Source organism: Pseudomonas sp. MOIL14HWK12:I1 (assembly GCF_000510705.1).
GTDB classification, from domain to species: domain Bacteria; phylum Pseudomonadota; class Gammaproteobacteria; order Pseudomonadales; family Pseudomonadaceae; genus Chryseomonas; species Chryseomonas oryzihabitans.
The window spans coordinates 48505-65430 of sequence record NZ_KI783309.1; the positions used below are offsets into that span (position 1 = coordinate 48505).

The 16926-nt window shown below is 66.6% G+C and carries 18 protein-coding genes and 1 tRNA gene; 8 read left to right on the forward strand and 11 right to left on the reverse strand.

Annotation, left to right across the window (positions count from 1 at the left end; translation table 11 throughout):
• Positions 1 to 267: 267 nt before the first annotated feature.
• Both PSEK12I1_RS0121320 and PSEK12I1_RS0121325 read right to left on the reverse strand, forming a co-directional pair.
• On the reverse strand, positions 268 to 618 hold the full coding sequence (locus PSEK12I1_RS0121320; RefSeq protein ID WP_027602861.1) for a VOC family protein: 351 nt from the start codon (positions 616 to 618) through the stop codon (positions 268 to 270).
• Between the two features lie 95 nt (positions 619 to 713).
• Positions 714 to 1589: a LysR substrate-binding domain-containing protein gene (locus PSEK12I1_RS0121325; RefSeq protein ID WP_027602862.1), complete on the reverse strand. Its 876-nt coding sequence runs from the start codon at positions 1587 to 1589 to the stop codon at positions 714 to 716.
• A 103-nt stretch (positions 1590 to 1692) separates the two neighbouring features.
• On the opposite strand from PSEK12I1_RS0121325, the gene PSEK12I1_RS0121330 reads away from it, so the two are divergent.
• Together PSEK12I1_RS0121330 and PSEK12I1_RS0121335 are read left to right on the forward strand one after the other, a co-directional pair.
• Complete coding sequence (locus PSEK12I1_RS0121330) at positions 1693 to 2880, forward strand: MFS transporter (protein WP_027602863.1); 1188 nt, start codon at positions 1693 to 1695, stop codon at positions 2878 to 2880.
• A gap of 106 nt (positions 2881 to 2986) precedes the next feature.
• Positions 2987 to 3424 carry a hypothetical protein gene (locus PSEK12I1_RS0121335; protein WP_027602864.1) on the forward strand — a complete coding sequence of 146 codons (438 nt, stop codon included), beginning with the start codon at positions 2987 to 2989 and terminating at the stop codon, positions 3422 to 3424.
• Here PSEK12I1_RS0121335 and PSEK12I1_RS0121340 read toward each other — a convergent pair.
• The 9 genes from PSEK12I1_RS0121340 to PSEK12I1_RS0121380 all read right to left on the reverse strand — a co-directional run bounded on the left by PSEK12I1_RS0121340 (position 3397) and on the right by PSEK12I1_RS0121380 (position 11269).
• On the reverse strand, positions 3397 to 4308 hold the full coding sequence (locus tag PSEK12I1_RS0121340) for a LysR family transcriptional regulator (protein ID WP_027602865.1): 912 nt from the start codon (positions 4306 to 4308) through the stop codon (positions 3397 to 3399). The two genes, PSEK12I1_RS0121335 and PSEK12I1_RS0121340, sit on opposite strands and share 28 nt — an antisense overlap.
• Before the next feature lie 171 nt (positions 4309 to 4479).
• Positions 4480 to 5580 (reverse strand): redox-regulated ATPase YchF, encoded by a 1101-nt coding sequence (gene ychF / locus PSEK12I1_RS0121345; protein WP_007161550.1) that lies wholly within the window; start codon positions 5578 to 5580, stop codon positions 4480 to 4482.
• 42 nt (positions 5581 to 5622) lie between these two features.
• A complete protein-coding gene (gene pth / locus PSEK12I1_RS0121350; protein WP_027602866.1) occupies positions 5623 to 6207 on the reverse strand; it encodes an aminoacyl-tRNA hydrolase in 585 nt (194 codons plus the stop codon).
• 34 nt (positions 6208 to 6241) lie between these two features.
• On the reverse strand, positions 6242 to 6865 hold the full coding sequence (locus PSEK12I1_RS0121355; protein WP_027602867.1) for a 50S ribosomal protein L25/general stress protein Ctc: 624 nt from the start codon (positions 6863 to 6865) through the stop codon (positions 6242 to 6244).
• Between the two features lie 122 nt (positions 6866 to 6987).
• Entirely contained in the window at positions 6988 to 7929 is a 942-nt protein-coding gene (locus PSEK12I1_RS0121360) for a ribose-phosphate pyrophosphokinase (RefSeq protein ID WP_007161553.1), read from the reverse strand.
• 41 nt (positions 7930 to 7970) lie between these two features.
• A tRNA-Gln gene (locus tag PSEK12I1_RS0121365) sits at positions 7971 to 8045 on the reverse strand.
• A 25-nt stretch (positions 8046 to 8070) separates the two neighbouring features.
• On the reverse strand, positions 8071 to 8931 hold the full coding sequence (gene ispE, locus PSEK12I1_RS0121370; RefSeq protein WP_027598960.1) for a 4-(cytidine 5'-diphospho)-2-C-methyl-D-erythritol kinase: 861 nt from the start codon (positions 8929 to 8931) through the stop codon (positions 8071 to 8073).
• Positions 8928 to 9548: a lipoprotein insertase outer membrane protein LolB gene (lolB, locus tag PSEK12I1_RS0121375; RefSeq protein ID WP_037007293.1), complete on the reverse strand. Its 621-nt coding sequence runs from the start codon at positions 9546 to 9548 to the stop codon at positions 8928 to 8930. The genes ispE and lolB overlap by 4 nt, the downstream gene beginning before the upstream one ends.
• The gene (locus tag PSEK12I1_RS0121380; protein ID WP_027602869.1) at positions 9545 to 11269 is read right to left on the reverse strand and encodes a tetratricopeptide repeat protein; all 1725 of its coding nucleotides are present in this window, start codon (positions 11267 to 11269) and stop codon (positions 9545 to 9547) included. Before PSEK12I1_RS0121380 ends, lolB begins: the two co-directional genes overlap by 4 nt.
• 245 nt (positions 11270 to 11514) lie before the next feature.
• On the opposite strand from PSEK12I1_RS0121380, the gene hemA reads away from it, so the two are divergent.
• The 6 genes from hemA to PSEK12I1_RS0121410 all read left to right on the forward strand — a co-directional run bounded on the left by hemA (position 11515) and on the right by PSEK12I1_RS0121410 (position 16906).
• Positions 11515 to 12783: a glutamyl-tRNA reductase gene (gene hemA / locus PSEK12I1_RS0121385; RefSeq protein WP_007161557.1), complete on the forward strand. Its 1269-nt coding sequence runs from the start codon at positions 11515 to 11517 to the stop codon at positions 12781 to 12783.
• Positions 12780 to 13862 (forward strand): peptide chain release factor 1, encoded by a 1083-nt coding sequence (prfA, locus tag PSEK12I1_RS0121390; protein ID WP_007161558.1) that lies wholly within the window; start codon positions 12780 to 12782, stop codon positions 13860 to 13862. The genes hemA and prfA overlap by 4 nt, the downstream gene beginning before the upstream one ends.
• Before the next feature lie 3 nt (positions 13863 to 13865).
• Positions 13866 to 14696: a peptide chain release factor N(5)-glutamine methyltransferase gene (prmC, locus tag PSEK12I1_RS0121395; protein ID WP_027602870.1), complete on the forward strand. Its 831-nt coding sequence runs from the start codon at positions 13866 to 13868 to the stop codon at positions 14694 to 14696.
• Entirely contained in the window at positions 14690 to 15445 is a 756-nt protein-coding gene (locus PSEK12I1_RS0121400; protein WP_027602871.1) for a molybdopterin-synthase adenylyltransferase MoeB, read from the forward strand. The genes prmC and PSEK12I1_RS0121400 overlap by 7 nt, the downstream gene beginning before the upstream one ends.
• Complete coding sequence (gene murI, locus PSEK12I1_RS0121405) at positions 15438 to 16229, forward strand: glutamate racemase (RefSeq protein WP_027602872.1); 792 nt, start codon at positions 15438 to 15440, stop codon at positions 16227 to 16229. Before PSEK12I1_RS0121400 ends, murI begins: the two co-directional genes overlap by 8 nt.
• Positions 16230 to 16381: 152 nt before the next feature.
• The gene (locus PSEK12I1_RS0121410; protein ID WP_027602873.1) at positions 16382 to 16906 is read left to right on the forward strand and encodes an acyloxyacyl hydrolase; all 525 of its coding nucleotides are present in this window, start codon (positions 16382 to 16384) and stop codon (positions 16904 to 16906) included.
• The last annotated feature ends 20 nt before the right edge of the window (positions 16907 to 16926 follow it).

A 16926-nucleotide genomic window follows, 5' to 3' on the forward strand; every position in this document is an offset into this window, starting at 1 on the left:
GGGGTGAGGGCGCTCCCCGCGCAACGGCGCCACCCCCGGAAAAGGCTGCGCCGTTTTCCAGGCTACGGTTCTACGTTTCCGATGGAGCTGCACGCCTGCTCGAATAACCCCCTCTCCCTCCGGGAGAGGGCTGGGGTGAGGGCACGCCCCGCACGACGACGTCACCCCTTTGAAAAGGCTGCGCCGTTTTCCAGGCTACGTTTCTGCGCGGGCTTTTAGCCGCGGCCGTACCGGCGGACCACCCGGCGAGCGCCCGGCGGTCATTCCTCAAACATGCTCCAGGAAATTCAACAGCCTCCCACCAGGATCGCGGACAAAGAAGCGTCTCACGCCCCAGGGCTCCATCACCGGACCGTACTCCGGCACGTAGCCCGCGCCCTCCAATCGACGCAAGACCTCGTCCAGGTCATCGACTTCCAGCGACAACTCCGGCACCGGCGTGCCCGAGCCACCTTCCATCGCGAAGCTGACCTGGGGAGTGGTCTGGCCGGCGCCGACGAAGGTCAGGATCCAGCCATGGTCCATCGCCAGCGTCAGCCCCAGCAGCTCACCGTAGAAGACCTTGGCGGCGGCCAATTGCGCGGTGGCGATGTTCGGTACGATGCGCGTGATCTGCATGGCTGAAATCTCCGGCGGTACGGGCCTGACAGCTTAGCAAGGGCCGCTGCCAGGCTGTCACTCGCGTCTCGCGGCGGCCGACCGATGCGCGACAGCTAATCCGCCAGCGCCTCTTCCAGTACCTTGAGAAATTCCCGTGTCGCCGGCGTCGGCAGCGGCGACCAGATGGCGTGGACGTTACGCTGGGGCGCATCGCTGACCGGCACCCGGGCCAGGCCGGCAAAGGTGCTGGCGATACTCTGGGGCACCAGGCCGATCGCCAGGCCGCGGCGGACGAAGCGCTCCAGCAACTGCATGTTGCCCGTCTCGAAACGCACCCGATGGGGCAGGCCCAGAGCGGCGAAGGCCTCGTCGGTTTGCCGCCGCGCGCCGCTGCCCGCGGGCAGGTCCACCAGCGGCAGATCCACCAGCTCGTGCAGCGACAGCCTTTCTCGCCCCGCCAGTCCGTGCGCGGCGGGCAACACCGCCACCAGTTCCTCGCTGAGCAGCAGGCGGCTGTCCACCGCCTCCAGGGCCACCTGGCGCGACAGCCCGATCAGCGCGAAATCCAGTTGCCGCTCGCGCACCGCCGCCAGCAGCGTCTCGCTCTTGTCCTGGCGCAGGCGGATGTCCACCTGGGGATGACGGGCATGGAAGGTGGCCAGCAACTCGACGATATCCAGGCGCGGCACCGAGGAGATCAGACCCAGCGTCAGGGTGCCGCGAATGGCGCCGACCGCGGCGGCCACGTCCTGCTGCAAGCGCTCCACCGCCGCCAGCGCCTGGCGCGCATGCACCAGCAAGGCCTCGCCGGCAGGGGTGATGCGCACCTGGCGCGGCAGGCGCTCGAACAGGGTGGCGCCCAGCTCGGCTTCCAGGCGGGCGATCTGGTGACTGAGCGCCGACTGCACCACATGGCAGCGCTCGGCTGCGCGGGTGAAGTGGCGTTCCTCGGCCAGGGCGACGGCGAATTCCAGCTGCTTGAGATTCATGGCGCTATCTTGAAATGAGATCAAGGCTATCTTAACGATTCATTTAACCGATAGCCGCCGTTGTCCGATACTGACTAGCCTCCTCCTTGCCGGACCCCCGCGGATGTCGAACCCCACGCCTCCTCTCAGCCGCTGGCTGACCCTGCTCATGGCCGTCGCCACCGGCATCGCCGTGGCCAGCAACTACTACAACCAGCCGCTGCTGCACACCATCGCCCAGCGCTTCGACCTCAGCTACACCCAGGCCGGCAGCATCGTCACCACCGCCCAGCTCAGCTACGCCGCCGGACTCCTGCTGCTGGTGCCCCTGGGCGACCTGCTGGAACGCCGGCGACTGATCGTCACCATGAGCGTGATCGCCGCCGCCGGCCTGGCCCTGAGCGCCACCGCCACCAGTCTGACCTGGCTGCTGCTGGGCACCGCCATGACCGGGCTCTTCTCGGTGGTGGCCCAGGTGCTGGTGCCCTTCGCCGCGACCCTGGCCGCGCCGGAGCAGCGGGGCAGGGCGGTGGGCACGGTGATGAGCGGCCTCATCCTCGGCATCCTGCTGGCCCGCACCGTGGCCGGGGCGCTCTCGTCCCTGGGCGACTGGCGCACCGTCTATGCCGTGGCGGCCGGTCTGATGCTGGCCACCGCCCTGGCCCTGCGCCTGGCGCTGCCGCGCTATCAGCAGTCGGCGGGCCTGAGCTATCCGCGGCTGCTGGGGTCGGTGTTCGAGCTCTTGCGCGACGAGCCCCTGCACCGGCTGCGCACCCTGCTGGGGTGCCTGGGCTTCGCCGTCTTCGCGGTGTTCTGGACGCCGCTGGCCTTTCTGCTCGCCGCCGAACCCTATGGCTTCAGCGACGGCACCATCGGCCTGTTCGGTCTCGCCGGCGCCGTGGGCGCCCTGGCCGCCAACCTGGCCGGACGCATGGCCGACCAGGGCAAGGGCAGTCTCGCCACCAGCATCGGTCTGGCTTCCCTGACCCTGGCCTGGCTACCCCTGGCCTTCGCCCAGCAGTCGCTGGCGGCGCTGCTGGTTGGCATCCTGGTGCTGGATCTCGCCGTGCAGCTCAGCCACGTGAGCAACCAGAACGTGGTCTATCGGCTGCGCCCGGAGGCGCGCAGCCGCCTCAACGCCGGCTACATGACCGGCTACTTCCTTGGCGGCTCTCTGGGTTCGCTGCTGTCGGCGCGACTCTACGAACACTTCGGCTGGACCGGCGTGAGCCTGGCCGGGTGCCTGCTGGCGGCCACGGCGCTGGCGGTCTGGGGCCTGTTCCTCATGCGGCAGCGTCAGGCGCGGGCCTGAACGCCATCATCAGCGCGGTCGATGATCGCTATCCCGAGGGACGATTTCTAGGCGCGGGGTGGGCTGGCGACAATGAGTCCACACCCACCCGACACAGGTACTCGCCATGAAAGCCCTCGCCGCCCTCTTCGCCGCCACCCTGCTCACCACCGCCATCGCCCAATCCGCCCAGGCCGAGGAAAGCGCCCTGCGCCCCCTGGGTTCGCTGATCGAAAAGCACCAGCAGCAGGATCGTACTCTGGCTGAAAACGGCGCCGATCGCAGTCTGCAGCCGTCGATCCAGCGCCAGCAACAGCGTCTCGACCCGCGCCGTGCCCTGGCCGAGAACGGCGCCGATCGCAGTCTGCAGCCGTCGATCCAACGTCAGCAACAGCGTCTCGACCCGCGCCGTGCCCTGGCTGAAAACGGCGCCGAGCGCAGTCTGCAACCCTCGATCCAGCGCCAGCAACAGCGCCTGGACGGCCAACGCCTGGCCGCCGACGGCGCCGAGCGGACCCTGCAGCAGTGGCCCCAGCGTCAACCGACCCGCGGCGCCGCGGCGTGAGTCGGCTGAACCGTCAGCCGGTCGCGCAGATAGTCCGAGAACAGCTGGACGATGCGCGCCGACTGACGATGCTGGGGATAGACCGCATAGACCGCCGCGCTGGGCAGGGCGAAGTCTTCCAGCACCTGTACCAGCGCCCCTGAGGCCAGCGCCGCGCCGATGATGAAGGTCGGCAGCACCGCGATGCCCTGACCGGCGATGGCCGCATCCCGCACCACCTCTCCGTTGTTGGCCCGGAGCTGACCCTGCATGGGCAGCACCAGCGGCTTGCCCCCACGCTGGAAGCGCCATTCCACCTGGCGACCATGGCCATAGAGCAGACAGCTGTGCTCGGCCAGATCCTCCGGCTGCAGCAGCGGCGGCGCCTTCTGCAGATAATCCGGACTGGCACAGGTCACCAGTTGCATCTCGGTCAGCCGCTTGGCGATCAGACTGGAGTCGGCCAGGGTGCCGATACGGATCGACATGTCATAGCCCTCCGCCAGCAGATCCACCGCCCGGTCATTGAGATCCAGCTCCAGGCGGATCTGCGGATAGGCTGAAAGAAAATCCGGCAGCAGGGGACTCAGGTGCAGGGTGCCAAAGGTCATGGGCGCACTGACCCGCAGCACCCCTTGGGGCACCGTCCGCCGGCTGGAGAGCAATTCCTCGGTGTCGTTGACGTCTTCGAGGATCTTGACCGCCCGCTCATAGAGCAGCATCCCCAGTTCGGTCGCCTGCAGGCGTCGCGTGGTGCGATTGAGCAGCCGCACCCCCAGACTTTCCTCCAGTGCCATGGTCCGCCGGCTGACGAATTGCTTGGACAGCCCCAGTTTGTCGGCGGCGGCGGTGAAGCTGCCCTCGTTCAGGGTGGTGACGAACAGGCGCAGGTCTTCGAAATTCATGGCGGCATCCAGGCGGCGGAAAGAGCCCAAGCGGGCGGTCGAGCGACGGTCATTGTGCCAAATCGACGTCCCGCGAGCCGTGCCTTTGCGCGGCGACAGCCAATCGCCGCGCAAAAGAAAACCCCCTCGCCACCTTGCGGTGAGGAGGGGGTTCTTGGTGTTCGCCGTGACTCAGACGTTGAAGCGGAAGTGCATGACATCACCGTCCTTGACGATGTAGTCCTTGCCTTCCAGGCGCCACTTGCCGGCTTCCTTGGCGCCGTTCTCGCCCTTGAAGGCAATGAAGTCGTCATAGGCCACCACTTCGGCGCGGATGAAGCCCTTTTCGAAGTCGGTGTGGATGGCGGCGGCCGACTGGGGCGCGGTGGCGCCGACGCGGACGGTCCAGGCGCGGACTTCCTTCACCCCGGCGGTGAAGTAGGTCTGCAGGTTGAGCAGTTCGTAGCCGGCACGGATCACCCGGTTCAGGCCCGGCTCTTCCATGCCCATGGACTCAAGGAACATCTGCTTTTCCTCGTCGTCGTCCAGCTCGGCGATTTCCGCTTCGATCTTGTTGCATACCGGCACCACCACGGCGCCTTCTTCTTCGGCGATGGCACGGACCACGTCCAGGTGCGGGTTGTTCTCGAAGCCGTCTTCGGCGACGTTGGCGATGTACATCACCGGCTTGCTGGTCAGCAGGTGGAAGCTGCGCACCAGGCGCTTCTGCTCTTCGTCCAGGCCCTTCATCAGGCTGCGGGCGGGCTTGCCGGCCTCGAAGTGGGGAATCAGCTGTTCCAGCAGGGCCTTTTGCGCCAGGGCTTCCTTGTCACCGCCCTTGGCGTTGCGGGTCACGCGCTGCAGCTGCTTTTCGCAGCTGTCGAGGTCGGCGAAGATCAGCTCCAGGTCGATCACCTCGATGTCCCGCTTGGGGTCCACCGAGTTGGCCACGTGGATGACGTTCTCGTCTTCGAAGCAGCGCACCACGTGGGCGATGGCATCGGTCTCGCGGATGTTGGCGAGAAACTTGTTGCCCAGGCCTTCACCCTTGGAGGCACCCGCCACCAGGCCGGCGATGTCGACGAACTCCATGGTGGTGGGGATCACCCGCTCGGGTTTGACGATCTCCGCCAGGGCGTTCAGTCGCGCATCGGGCATGGGCACGATGCCGCTGTTGGGCTCGATGGTGCAGAAGGGGAAGTTTTCCGCCGCGATACCGGATTGGGTCAGGGCATTGAACAGGGTGGACTTGCCGACGTTGGGCAGGCCGACGATGCCGCAATTGAATCCCATGGTGTGTGTCCTCGCGGAAGAAAAGGAAGAGGGTAGGGTAGGTCAGGCCTTGCGGCTGTGCAGGCGTTGCATGGCGCGGGTCAGGTCGCCGTCCAGCAGCGCCGGTACCACCTCCAGGGCGGCCTCGATGCTGGTGTCGAGCAGGTCCTGCTCGCTGCGCGGTGCGCGGCCCAGCACGAAGTTGGAAACCAGGCTGGCATGGCCCGGATGGCCGATGCCCAGGCGCAGGCGCTGGAAGCCGTTCTGATTGCCGAGCTGGGCGATGATGTCGCGCAGCCCGTTGTGCCCACCGTGGCCGCCGCCGGTCTTGAGGCGCGCGGTGCCGGGTGGCAGGTCAAGTTCGTCATGGGCCACCAGGATGGCCGCCGGCGGGATGCGGAAAAAGCCGGCGAGCGCCGCCACGGCCTGGCCGCTGCGGTTCATATAGGTGGTGGGGATGAGCAGACGAACATCGTTGCCCGCGTGGCGAAAGCGCCCCACGAGGCCGTGATACTTGCGGTCGACAGCCAGGCTCGCGCCCTGGGCGGCTGCCAGCCGCTCAACGAAAAGGGCCCCTGCATTGTGCCGGGTCTGGTCGTATTCGGGGCCCGGATTACCCAGGCCGACGATCAGTTGGACGGCAGTCATGTCAGGAGCCCTTCTCTTTCAGGCGTGCGAGAACTTACTCGGCAGCGCCTTCTTCGGCAGCGCCGTCAGCAGCTTCTTCACGGATGCGCGGCATGTGGATGCTGGCAACCGGCAGATCGCTGCCGTGGGCCAGGGACACCAGCTCGACGCCAGCCGGGACGTTCAGGTCGCTCAGGTGAACGATCTGGTCCAGCTCGACCTTGGCCATGTCGACTTCGATGAATTCCGGCAGGTCTTTCGGCAGGCAGGAAACTTCGACTTCGTTGATGGTGTGCAGGATCTCGCCACCCTGTTGCTTCACGCCCACGGAGGTTTCCTGGTTCATGAAGTGCAGGGGGACGTGGGCGGTCAGCTTCTGGCCGGCGATGACGCGCAGGAAGTCAGCGTGCATGACGTAGCCCTTGGAGGGATGACGCTGCAGGGCCTTGACCAGGACGCTTTCGTTGCTGCCACCGACCTTCAGGGTGATGACGCTGGCGAAAGCGGCTTCGCTTTCCAGCATCTTGGCCAGGTCTTTGCCGACCAGGGTGATGGAGGTCGGAGCCTTGTCGCCACCGTAGATCACGGCGGGAACGTTACCGGCATTACGACGCAGGCGGCGGCTCGCACCTTTCCCCAGGTCGGAACGCACTTCGGCATTCAGAGTGAAATCAACCATTGTGAATCTCCAGGATAAGGAATCGGCAGACCGAGACTTGCGACCAGTTCTACGGCCCTACCGACTAAAAAGCCCCGGTAGACCGTCACGGCCTTCCGGGGCGCTTCCAGAGCGGCTGTTCCTTAACGGAACATCGCGCTGATGGATTCTTCGTTACTGATCCGGCGTACCGCCTCGGCCACCACCGGCGCGATGTCCAGTTGGCGGATACGGCTGCAGGCCTGGGCCGCGGCGGACAGCGGAATGGTGTTGGTCACCACCAGCTCGTCCAGCACGGAGTTGTCGATGTTCTCGATGGCCCGACCCGACAGCACCGGGTGAGTGCAGTAGGCCAGGACCTTGGCGGCGCCGTGTTCCTTCAGGGCCTTGGCCGCGTGGCACAGGGTGCCGGCGGTATCGACCATGTCGTCGACCAGCACGCAGGTGCGGTCCTGGATGTCACCGATGATGTGCATCACTTCCGACTGGTTGGCCTTGGGACGACGCTTGTCGATGATCGCCAGGTCCACACCCAGGCTCTTGGCCACGGCACGCGCACGCACCACGCCGCCGATGTCCGGGGAGACGATCATCAGATTTTCGAAACGCTGGTCTTCGATGTCATCCACCAGGGCGGGGGAGCCGTAGATGTTGTCCACGGGAATATCGAAGAAACCCTGGATCTGGTCGGCGTGCAGATCGACGGTGAGCACGCGATTGATGCCCACCACAGTCAGCATGTCGGCCACGACCTTGGCGGTGATGGCGACGCGCGCGGAACGCGGACGGCGATCCTGGCGCGCATAGCCGAAATAGGGGATGACTGCGGTGATACGAGTGGCCGAGGAGCGGCGGAAGGCGTCGGCCATCACCACCAGTTCCATCAGGTTGTCGTTGGTCGGCTCGCAGGTGGGCTGGATGATAAAGACATCCTTGCCCCGAACGTTCTCGTTGATTTCGACGCTGATCTCGCCATCGGAGAACTTTCCGACGGAGACGTCACCGAGAGGGATGTGCAGCTGGCGCACGATGCGCCGTGCCAGATCGGGGTTGGCGTTCCCCGTGAAGACCATCATCTTGGACACGCTGCAGTTCCTGCGGCTTGAGGTGGGTCTTGGAAGGAAAATGGCAGGGGCGGCTGGATTCGAACCAACGCATGGCAGGATCAAAACCTGCTGCCTTACCGCTTGGCGACGCCCCTGTATCTTGCAGAGTACTAGCTGTACTCATTCTCTGGTCAGACTTGCTAGCGCCCGGTGCAACATGGAAGTGTTGCTGCCTTTGGCTACGAAGCCTGGAAGTGATGCTGGTAGCTGGCTTGCTACTGTATCAGCTTCGGTCTTATTTGGAAAGCTTCCAAATATGCAACCTCCAGTGCCGGTTAATCTAGCTGAAACAAATTTGTTTAGCAAGATCAAAGCGTTACGAATTTCTGGGTAACGCCTTTCGACCGTACTCTGGCAGTCGTTTCGACCTGACCACTTGAGAACGGCGCAAACTTTAATGGCGGGAGTGTCCCGTGTCAACAGCGGATCTGAAAAAATTTCTGCTGTACTTACAGAGACTTGCGGCACGGCCACGAGATACCAGGGTTCCGGCGGTGCGACCGGGGTGAGCTTTTCGCCCACGCCCTCGGCGAAGGCGGCCTGGCCGCGGACGAACACCGGTACGTCGGCGCCCAGGCGCAGTCCCAGGGCCGCCAGGTCGTCGAGGCTGGCGCCCAGGCCCCAGAGGTGATTCAGGCCGAGCAGGGTGGTGGCGGCATCCGAACTGCCTCCGCCGATGCCGCCGCCCATGGGCAGCCGCTTGGTCAGCCAGAGATCGGCGCCTTGCCGGGTACCGCTTTCCTGCTGCAGCAACCGGGCGGCGCGCAGGATGAGATTCTGCTCGGGGGCGACGCCCGGCAGGCCGTCGTGCAGCTGCAATTCGCCGTCGTCGCGTCCGGCAAAGCCCAGGTCATCGCCCCAGTCGAGAAACTGAAACAGCGTCTGCAGTTCGTGATAGCCGTCCGCGCGGCGCCCGAGGATGTGCAGGAAGAGATTGAGCTTGGCCGGCGCCGGCAGGGTGAAGGCGGGCGCTGGGATCATTTGCCCAGCTCGCGCGGCTGCCAGGTCTTCACCACCAGGATGACTTCCAGGTCCTTGCCGGTGAGCTTGAGGCGCTCGGGCAGGGTGTAGCCGTTCTGCTCGGTGTAGCGGGTGTATTCCACGGTCCAGCCGTCCTGCACCAGGCGCGCCAGGTGGCTGTCGGCGTCCAGGGTCAGCTGGCTGCGGCTGTCCGGGGCCGGCAGGCCGCGCACCCACCAGAGCAGATGCGACACCGGCAGGCGCCAGCCGAGCTGCTGTTCCAGCAGGGCCTCGGGGGAGTCGGCCTGGTAGCTGCCCTGGCCGGAGACGTCGAGGGTGACGGCGCCCGGACGCCCGGTGAGGCGGGTGGCGCCGCGCCCCAGGGGGCCGGCCAAACGGATGTCGTAGTAGTCCTGGCGTTGCAGCCAGAACAGGGTGCCGCTGCCGGAATCGCGCGGCGCGCGGATGCCGACCTTGCCGTCGATCTGCCAACCGTCGAGGGCGGCAATACGTTTTTTATGGGCCTGCCACTGGGCGGCGTTGCCCTGGCCTTCCACGGCCTCCTGGCGAGAGGTGCTGGCGCAACCGGCCAGCAGGGCGAGCAGCAACAGGGTGAAGAGGGTACGCAGGCGGATCATCGGAGGGTTTCGCTTCCAGTCAGGCGTTTGAGGGTACTGCGCAGGATGGCGTCATCGGCGTCGGCGTCGAGGCCCACGCGCCAGACCTTGCGCGCTTCGCTGCGCTTGCCCTGGGCCCAGAGCACCTCGCCCAGGTGGGCCGCCACCTCGGCATCGGGGAAGCGTTCGTAGGCCTGGCGCAGATAGCGTTCGGCGTCGGCCAGCTGGCCCTGGCGATAGCGGATCCAGCCCATGCTGTCGAGGATCGCCGGATCGTCCGGACTCAGCTGGTGTGCCTTGTCGATCAGCTGGCGCGCCTCGGCCAGTCGCGGGGTGCGATCGGCCAGGGTGTAGCCGAGGGCGTTGAGCGCCATGGCGTTGTCGGGGTCGTGGGCGATGATATAGCGCAGATCGGCTTCCAGCTGACCGAGATCACCGCGCTTTTCCGCCAGCATGGAGCGGACATAGAGCAGATTCAGGTCGTTGGGATACTGCTGCAGGGCCTGCTGCACGGTCTGGTCGGCGAGGGCGGTCTGGTCGGCACTGGCCAGGCCTTCGACTTCCAGCAGATAGAGCGGCACGGCGTATTCGCTCTGGCGCTTGCGGGCGTCGGCCAGGCGCTGACGGGCCTCGGCGATGCGGCCGCTGCCCAGCAGGATTTCCGCCTGGCGCTGCTGGGCGGCCAGGTAGTCGGTGCCCGGTCCGACCTGGGCGTATTCGGCCAGCGCCTGTTCGGGCTGGTCGAGTTCTTCGTAGCTGCGCCCCAGGTTGAGGTGCGCGGCGTCCACGTGGCTGCCGCGCTCGAGCAGTTCCTTGAGATAGATCTGGGCTTCGCGCCAGGCCTGGGCTTCCAGGCAGACCAGCGCCAGGGAGAATCTCAGGTCGTCGTCGTCCGGGAACTGGGTGACCAGCTCGGCGAATTCGCGCTTGGCCTGGTCCAGGCGATCCAGCTCCACCAGCAGCCGGGCATGGGCCAGGCGCAGGCGGCGGTCTTCCGGGTGCTGGCGGATGCCGGCTTCGAGCAGCGGCAGGGCCTCGGCGCTGCGGTCCTGGCTCTGCAGCAGGCGCGCGCGCAGGAGCAGCGGGGCGACTTCGCGCTTGGCCGCCGGATTGCGCTCCAGCAGTTTCAGCGCCTCGTCGGCGCGGCCGTCCTGCTGCAAGAGCAACGCCTTGCCGAACAGCAGCTGGCCGTTGCGCGGATATTTGGCCAGCAGTCGATCGAAGCTCTTGAGCAGCCCGGCGCGGGTGGTCTCGTCGGTTTCCGCCGCGGACAGGGCGAGGAAATCGAAGTGGGTGTCGCCCTGGCCCTGGAGCACGCGCTCCATATAGGCCATGGATTCGTCGTAGCGACCGGCGCGGGCCAGCATGATGGCGGCGGCGCGCTGGGCATCCAGGTTGTCGGGGGCGTTGCGCGCCCAGATCTGTGCGGTTTCCAGCGCCGGGGTATCGGCGCCCAGGTATTCGGCGATGCGGAAGGCGCGCTCGGCGACCCCTGGGTCCTGGGTCGACTTGGCCTGCTCGACATAGTTGGTCAGGGCGATGTCGAAACGGTTGCGCTGACCGGCCAGCTCGCCGACCAGCAGGTCATAGAGGGTGTCTTCGCGAAAGGAGCCGGCCGGTTGCGGCGTGCTGGTCTTGGCGGTGGGCGGCGGGATGGCGGCGGCGGGCGTCGGCTGCCGGCCGAGGTTCTGGCAGCCGGCGAGCAGCAGGGCGGTCGTCAGCAGCGCGAGGTATCTGGTCATAGGGTCAGGGCGGCCTTTTTACAGTCGGTCCATCATGCCACAAGAGTCGCCGTGGCCGCGTCGCACATGCGGAGCGGCGGGCCGAGAAGTGCGGTGGTCGAGGCTGTTGACGCCTTTTGCCCGGCAAGATTCATTCGCCCAGGCTATGACGGCGATTGTCCGACGTCTCGTCGCTGCTGGTTGTCGCCACCGCCCGCGCGTAGGACAATGTTCGGCTTTCCCAATCCGTTCGACTGCTTGCGTCCATGGCCTTTCTCGCGCTCGGCATCAATCACAAGACCGCCTCGGTTGAGGTGCGCGAACGCGTGGCTTTCACTCCAGAGCAGACGGTCGAGGCCCTGCGCCAGCTGGAGCAGGCCACCCACAGTCGCGAAGCGGCGATTCTTTCCACCTGTAATCGCAGCGAACTCTACCTGGAACTGGAGCCCAGCCTGGCGGACGCCGTGCTGGCCTGGCTCGCCCAGTACCACCGGGTGCCCCTGGAAGACCTGCGCGCCAGCATCTATCTGCACCAGGACGAAGCCGCGGTGCGCCACATGATGCGGGTGGCCGCCGGGCTGGACTCCATGGTGCTGGGCGAGCCGCAGATCCTCGGCCAGCTCAAGTCGGCCTATGCCGTGGCCCGCGAGGCCGGCACCGTGGGGCCGTTGCTGGGCCGGCTGTTCCAGGCCACCTTCAATACCGCCAAGGCGGTGCGCACCGACACGGCGATCGGCGAGAACCCGGTGTCGGTGGCCTTTGCCGCGGTCAGCCTGGCCAAGCAGATCTTCAGCGACCTCAGCCGCAGCCAGGCGTTGCTGATCGGCGCCGGCGAGACCATCACCCTGGTCGCCCGCCATCTGCACGAACAGGGCGTGCGCCGCATCGTCGTCGCCAACCGCACCCTGGAGCGCGCCAGCCACCTGGCCGAGGAATTCGGCGCCCATACCGTGCTCCTGGCCGACATTCCCGACGAACTGGTCAACAGCGACATCGTCATCAGTTCCACTGCCAGCCAGTTGCCCATCCTCGGCAAGGGCGCGGTGGAACGGGCGCTCAAGCAGCGTCGGCACAAGCCCATCTTCATGGTCGACATCGCCGTGCCGCGCGACATCGAGCCGGAGGTGAGCGAGCTGGAAGACGTCTACCTCTATACGGTGGACGACCTGCACGAGGTGGTGGCGGAAAATCTCAAGAGTCGCCAGGGCGCGGCCCAGGCCGCCGAGAAGCTGGTGCTAGCCGGGGTCGACGACTTCATGCAGCGGCTACGCGAGCGCGCCGCGGTGGACGTGGTCCGCGCCTATCGTCAGCAGGGCGAGCAGATCCGCGACGACGAACTGGCTCGCGCCCAGCGCCAGCTGGCCAATGGCGCCGATCCCCAGGAAGCCCTGGCCGCCCTGGCGCGCAGCCTCACCAACAAGCTGATGCACGCACCGAGCGTGCAGCTCAAGAAACTATCCGCCGAGGGACGCGTCGACGCGCTGACCCTGGCTCAGGAACTCTTCGCCCTCGACGAGGGTTTGGACAAGACATGAAGACCTCTCTGTTGCACAAGCTCGACGGTCTGCAGGACCGCTTCGAGGAGCTGACCGCGCTGTTGGGCGACGCCGAAGTCATCAGCGACCAGACCCAGTTCCGCGCCTATTCCAAGGAATACGCTGAACTCGAGCCGGTCAGCCAGGCGTTCACCGAATACCGCAAGGTGCAGGCCGACCTGGAGGGCGCCCAGGCGCTACTCAAGGACAGCGATCCGGATCTGCGCGAGATGGCCGAGGAAGAGGTCGGCACTGCCAAGGCGCGCCTGCAGGAACTGGAAGACGAGTTGCAGCGCATGATGCTGCCGCGCGATCCCAACGACGGCCGCAACGTCTTCCTGGAAATCCGCGCCGGTACCGGTGGCGACGAGGCGGCGATCTTTGCCGGCGATCTGTTCCGCATGTATTCGCGCTATGCCGAACGCCAGGGCTGGCGACTGGAAGTGCTCTCGGAAAACGAGGGCGAGCACGGCGGCTTCAAGGAGGTCATCGCCCGGGTCGAGGGCGACAACGTCTACGCCAAGCTCAAGTTCGAGTCCGGCGCGCACCGGGTGCAGCGGGTGCCGGAAACCGAATCCCAGGGCCGCATCCACACCTCGGCCTGTACCGTGGCGGTGCTGCCCGAGCCTGACGAGCAGCAGGCCATCGAGATCAATCCGGCCGATCTGCGCGTCGACACCTATCGCTCCTCCGGCGCGGGCGGTCAGCACGTCAACAAGACCGACTCCGCGGTGCGCATCACCCACCTGCCCACCGGCATCGTGGTGGAGTGCCAGGAGGAACGCTCCCAGCACAAGAACCGCGCCAAGGCCATGGCCTGGCTGTCGGCCAAGCTCAACGACCAGCAGGACGCGGCGGCGCACAAGGAAATGTCCGACACCCGCCGGCTGCTGGTGGGGTCGGGTGACCGCTCCGAGCGCATCCGCACCTACAACTTCCCCCAGGGGCGGGTGACCGATCACCGCATCAACCTGACCCTCTATTCCCTCGGCGAGGTGGTCAACGGCGACGTCCAGCAGGTCATCGACCCGCTGCTGCAGGAATACCAGGCCGACCAGCTGGCGGCCCTGGGAGACTGAACCATGGCCACCATCGGCGCCCTGGTGCGCGAAAGCCAGTTGCCGGATTCGCCCAGTGCCCGCCTCGACGTGGAATTGCTGCTGGCGGCCGCCCTGGACAAGCCACGCAGCTACCTGCGCACCTGGCCGGAAAAGCTGGTGCCGCGCGAGGCCCTGGCACGGTTCCAGGCCGATCTCGAACGCCGCCGGCAGGGCGAGCCGGTGGCCTATATCCTCGGCCAGCAGGGCTTCTGGTCGCTGGACCTGGAGGTCAGCCCCGATACCCTGATCCCGCGTCCCGACACCGAGGTGCTGGTGGAAACCGCCCTGGCGCTGCCCCTGGCCGACGAGGTGCGGGTGCTGGATCTGGGCACCGGTACCGGTGCCATCGCCCTGGCCCTGGCCCATGAACGACCGCGCTGGCAGGTCAGCGGCGTGGATCGCATCCCGGCCGCGGTGGAGCTGGCGCAACGCAACGCCCAGCGCCTGCGGCTGGGCAACGTCGGCTTCCAGCAGAGTCACTGGTTCGCCGCCCTCGCCGGACAGCGCTTCGAGCTGATCGTCAGCAATCCGCCCTATATCGCCGGCAGCGATCGCCATCTCGACGAAGGCGATGTGCGCTTCGAGCCGCGCAGCGCCCTGGTGGCCGGCACCGATGGACTGGACGACATCCGCGAGCTGATCGCGGCGGCGCCCGCGCACCTGCAGCCGGGTGGCTGGCTGTGGCTGGAACACGGCTTCGAGCAGGCCGCCGCGGTACGCGAACTGCTGGTGCGCCAGGGCTTCATCGAGGTCGAGAGTCGCCAGGACCTGGGTGGTCACGCGCGCATCAGCGGAGGCCGCTGGCCATGCTGAGCGACGGCGAACTGCTGCGCTACAGCCGGCAGATACTGCTGGCCCAGGTGGATATCGCCGGACAATTGCGACTGAAGGACGCCAGGGTGCTCATCGTCGGCCTCGGCGGGCTGGGGTCGCCGGTGGCGCTCTACCTGGCTGCCGCCGGTGTCGGCGAATTGCACCTGGCCGACTTCGACAAGGTGGACCTGAGCAACCTGCAGCGCCAGGTGCTGCATGACGAGAGCCGCATCGGCCAGGGCAAGGTGGATTCCGCCCTGCAACGTCTGGCGGCGCTCAATCCCGAGGTGCGCCTGGTGCCGCTGCGCGAGGCGCTGGACGCCGACAGCCTGGCGGCGCGCATCGCCGCGGTGGACCTGGTACTGGACTGCTCGGACAACTTCACCACCCGGGCGGCAGTCAATGCCGCCTGCGTGGCCACCGGGCGGCCGCTGGTGAGTGGCGCGGCCATTCGCCTGGAAGGCCAGCTCAGCGTCTTCGATCCGCGTCGCGCCGACAGTCCCTGCTATCACTGCCTCTATGGCGAGGGCAGCGAAGCCGAGCTCAGTTGCAGCGAAGCCGGGGTGCTTGGTCCGGTGGTGGGGCTGGTGGGCAGTCTGCAGGCACTGGAAGCGCTCAAGCTGCTGGCCGGCTTCGGCGAGCCGCTGGTGGGACGACTGCTGCTGGTGGATGCCGCGGGCAGTCGCTTCCGCGAATTGCGCGTCCGGCGCGATCCGGGGTGCCCGGTGTGCGGCGCCCGCCATGGCTGACGAGGCGCCGGTCGGAGTCTTCGACTCGGGCGTCGGCGGCCTGTCGGTGCTGGCGGAGATCCGCCAGCTGTTGCCGGCGGAAACCCTGCATTACATCGCCGACTGCGGCCATATCCCCTATGGGGAAAAGACCCCCGCCTTCATCCGCGAGCGCTGCCAGCTGATCGCGGCGCGGCTGCACGCCCAGGGTGCCAAGGCCCTGGTGGTGGCCTGCAACACCGCCACCGTGGCGGCGGTGGCCGATCTGCGCGAACGCTATCCCCACTGGCCCATCGTCGGCATGGAGCCGGCGGTGAAGCCGGCGGCCGCTGCCACCCGCAATGGCCGGGTCGGGGTGCTGGCGACCACGGGTACGCTGCAGAGCGCCAAGTTCGCGGCCTTGCTGGACCGATTCGCCCTGGGCGTCCAGGTTCTCACCCAGCCCTGCCCGGGACTGGTGGAGCAGGTCGAGCGCGGCGATCTGCACGGTCCCGAGACCCGGCGCCTGCTGCAGGATTTTCTCGAGCCGCTGCTGACGGCAGAGTGCGACACCCTGATCCTGGGGTGCACCCATTATCCCTTCCTGCGCCCCTTGCTGGCCGAACTGGTGCCGCCGGAAATCATCCTGGTGGACACCGGCGCCGCCGTGGCCCGGCGCCTGCAGAGTCTGCTGGCGCGGGACGCGCGCCTGGCCCGTGGACCCGCCGGCCCGACGCGGATCTGGACGTCCGGCGAGCCCGCCGACCTGGAGGCGGTACTGCCGCAACTCTGGCCGGCAGGTGCCGAGGTAAAGGCGTTCGTCTGACTTTTCTGCCCGGGTTTTGCTCGCCAAATGCCTGTCCAGCGACTAGCATCCGACCTTGTAGGTAAAAATGTCCCAGCCTGTGAACACCTTCACGACTTAGGGGTCAATGCTGGCGGTTCGTAAAAACTAGAAACATCCATAAGGGCACTCTCATGAACAAATTGCTTTCCGTCGCAGTAGCCGCCGCGCTTTCGCTGGGTGGCGTGGCAGCGGCACAGGCTGTGGAAATCACCGGGGCGGTCGGCGCCACCAGCCAGAGCGGCATGACGTACCGCATCGGTGCCGGCTGGAACTGGGACAAGAGCTGGTGGCAGAGCTCCACCGGCCGCCTGACCGGTTACTGGGATGCGGGCTACACCTACTGGGAAGGTGACAACGGCCATTCTTCCGACCAGCATTCGCTGTCCTTCGCCCCGGTGTTCGTCTACGAATTCGGCCAGGGTCAGGTGAAGCCCTTTGTCGAGGCCGGTATCGGCGTCTCGGTCTTCTCCAGCACCAAGGTCGGCGAACAGGACCTGGGTTCGGCCTTCAACTTCGAAGACCGCATCGGCCTGGGCCTGAAGTTCGGCGACACCCAGCGCGTCGGCATCCGCGCGACCCACTATTCCAACGCCGGCATCAAGCAGCCCAACGATGGCATCGAGTCCTATGCGCTGTTCTACAGCCATACCCTCTGATCCAGGGCCGATATGAAAAA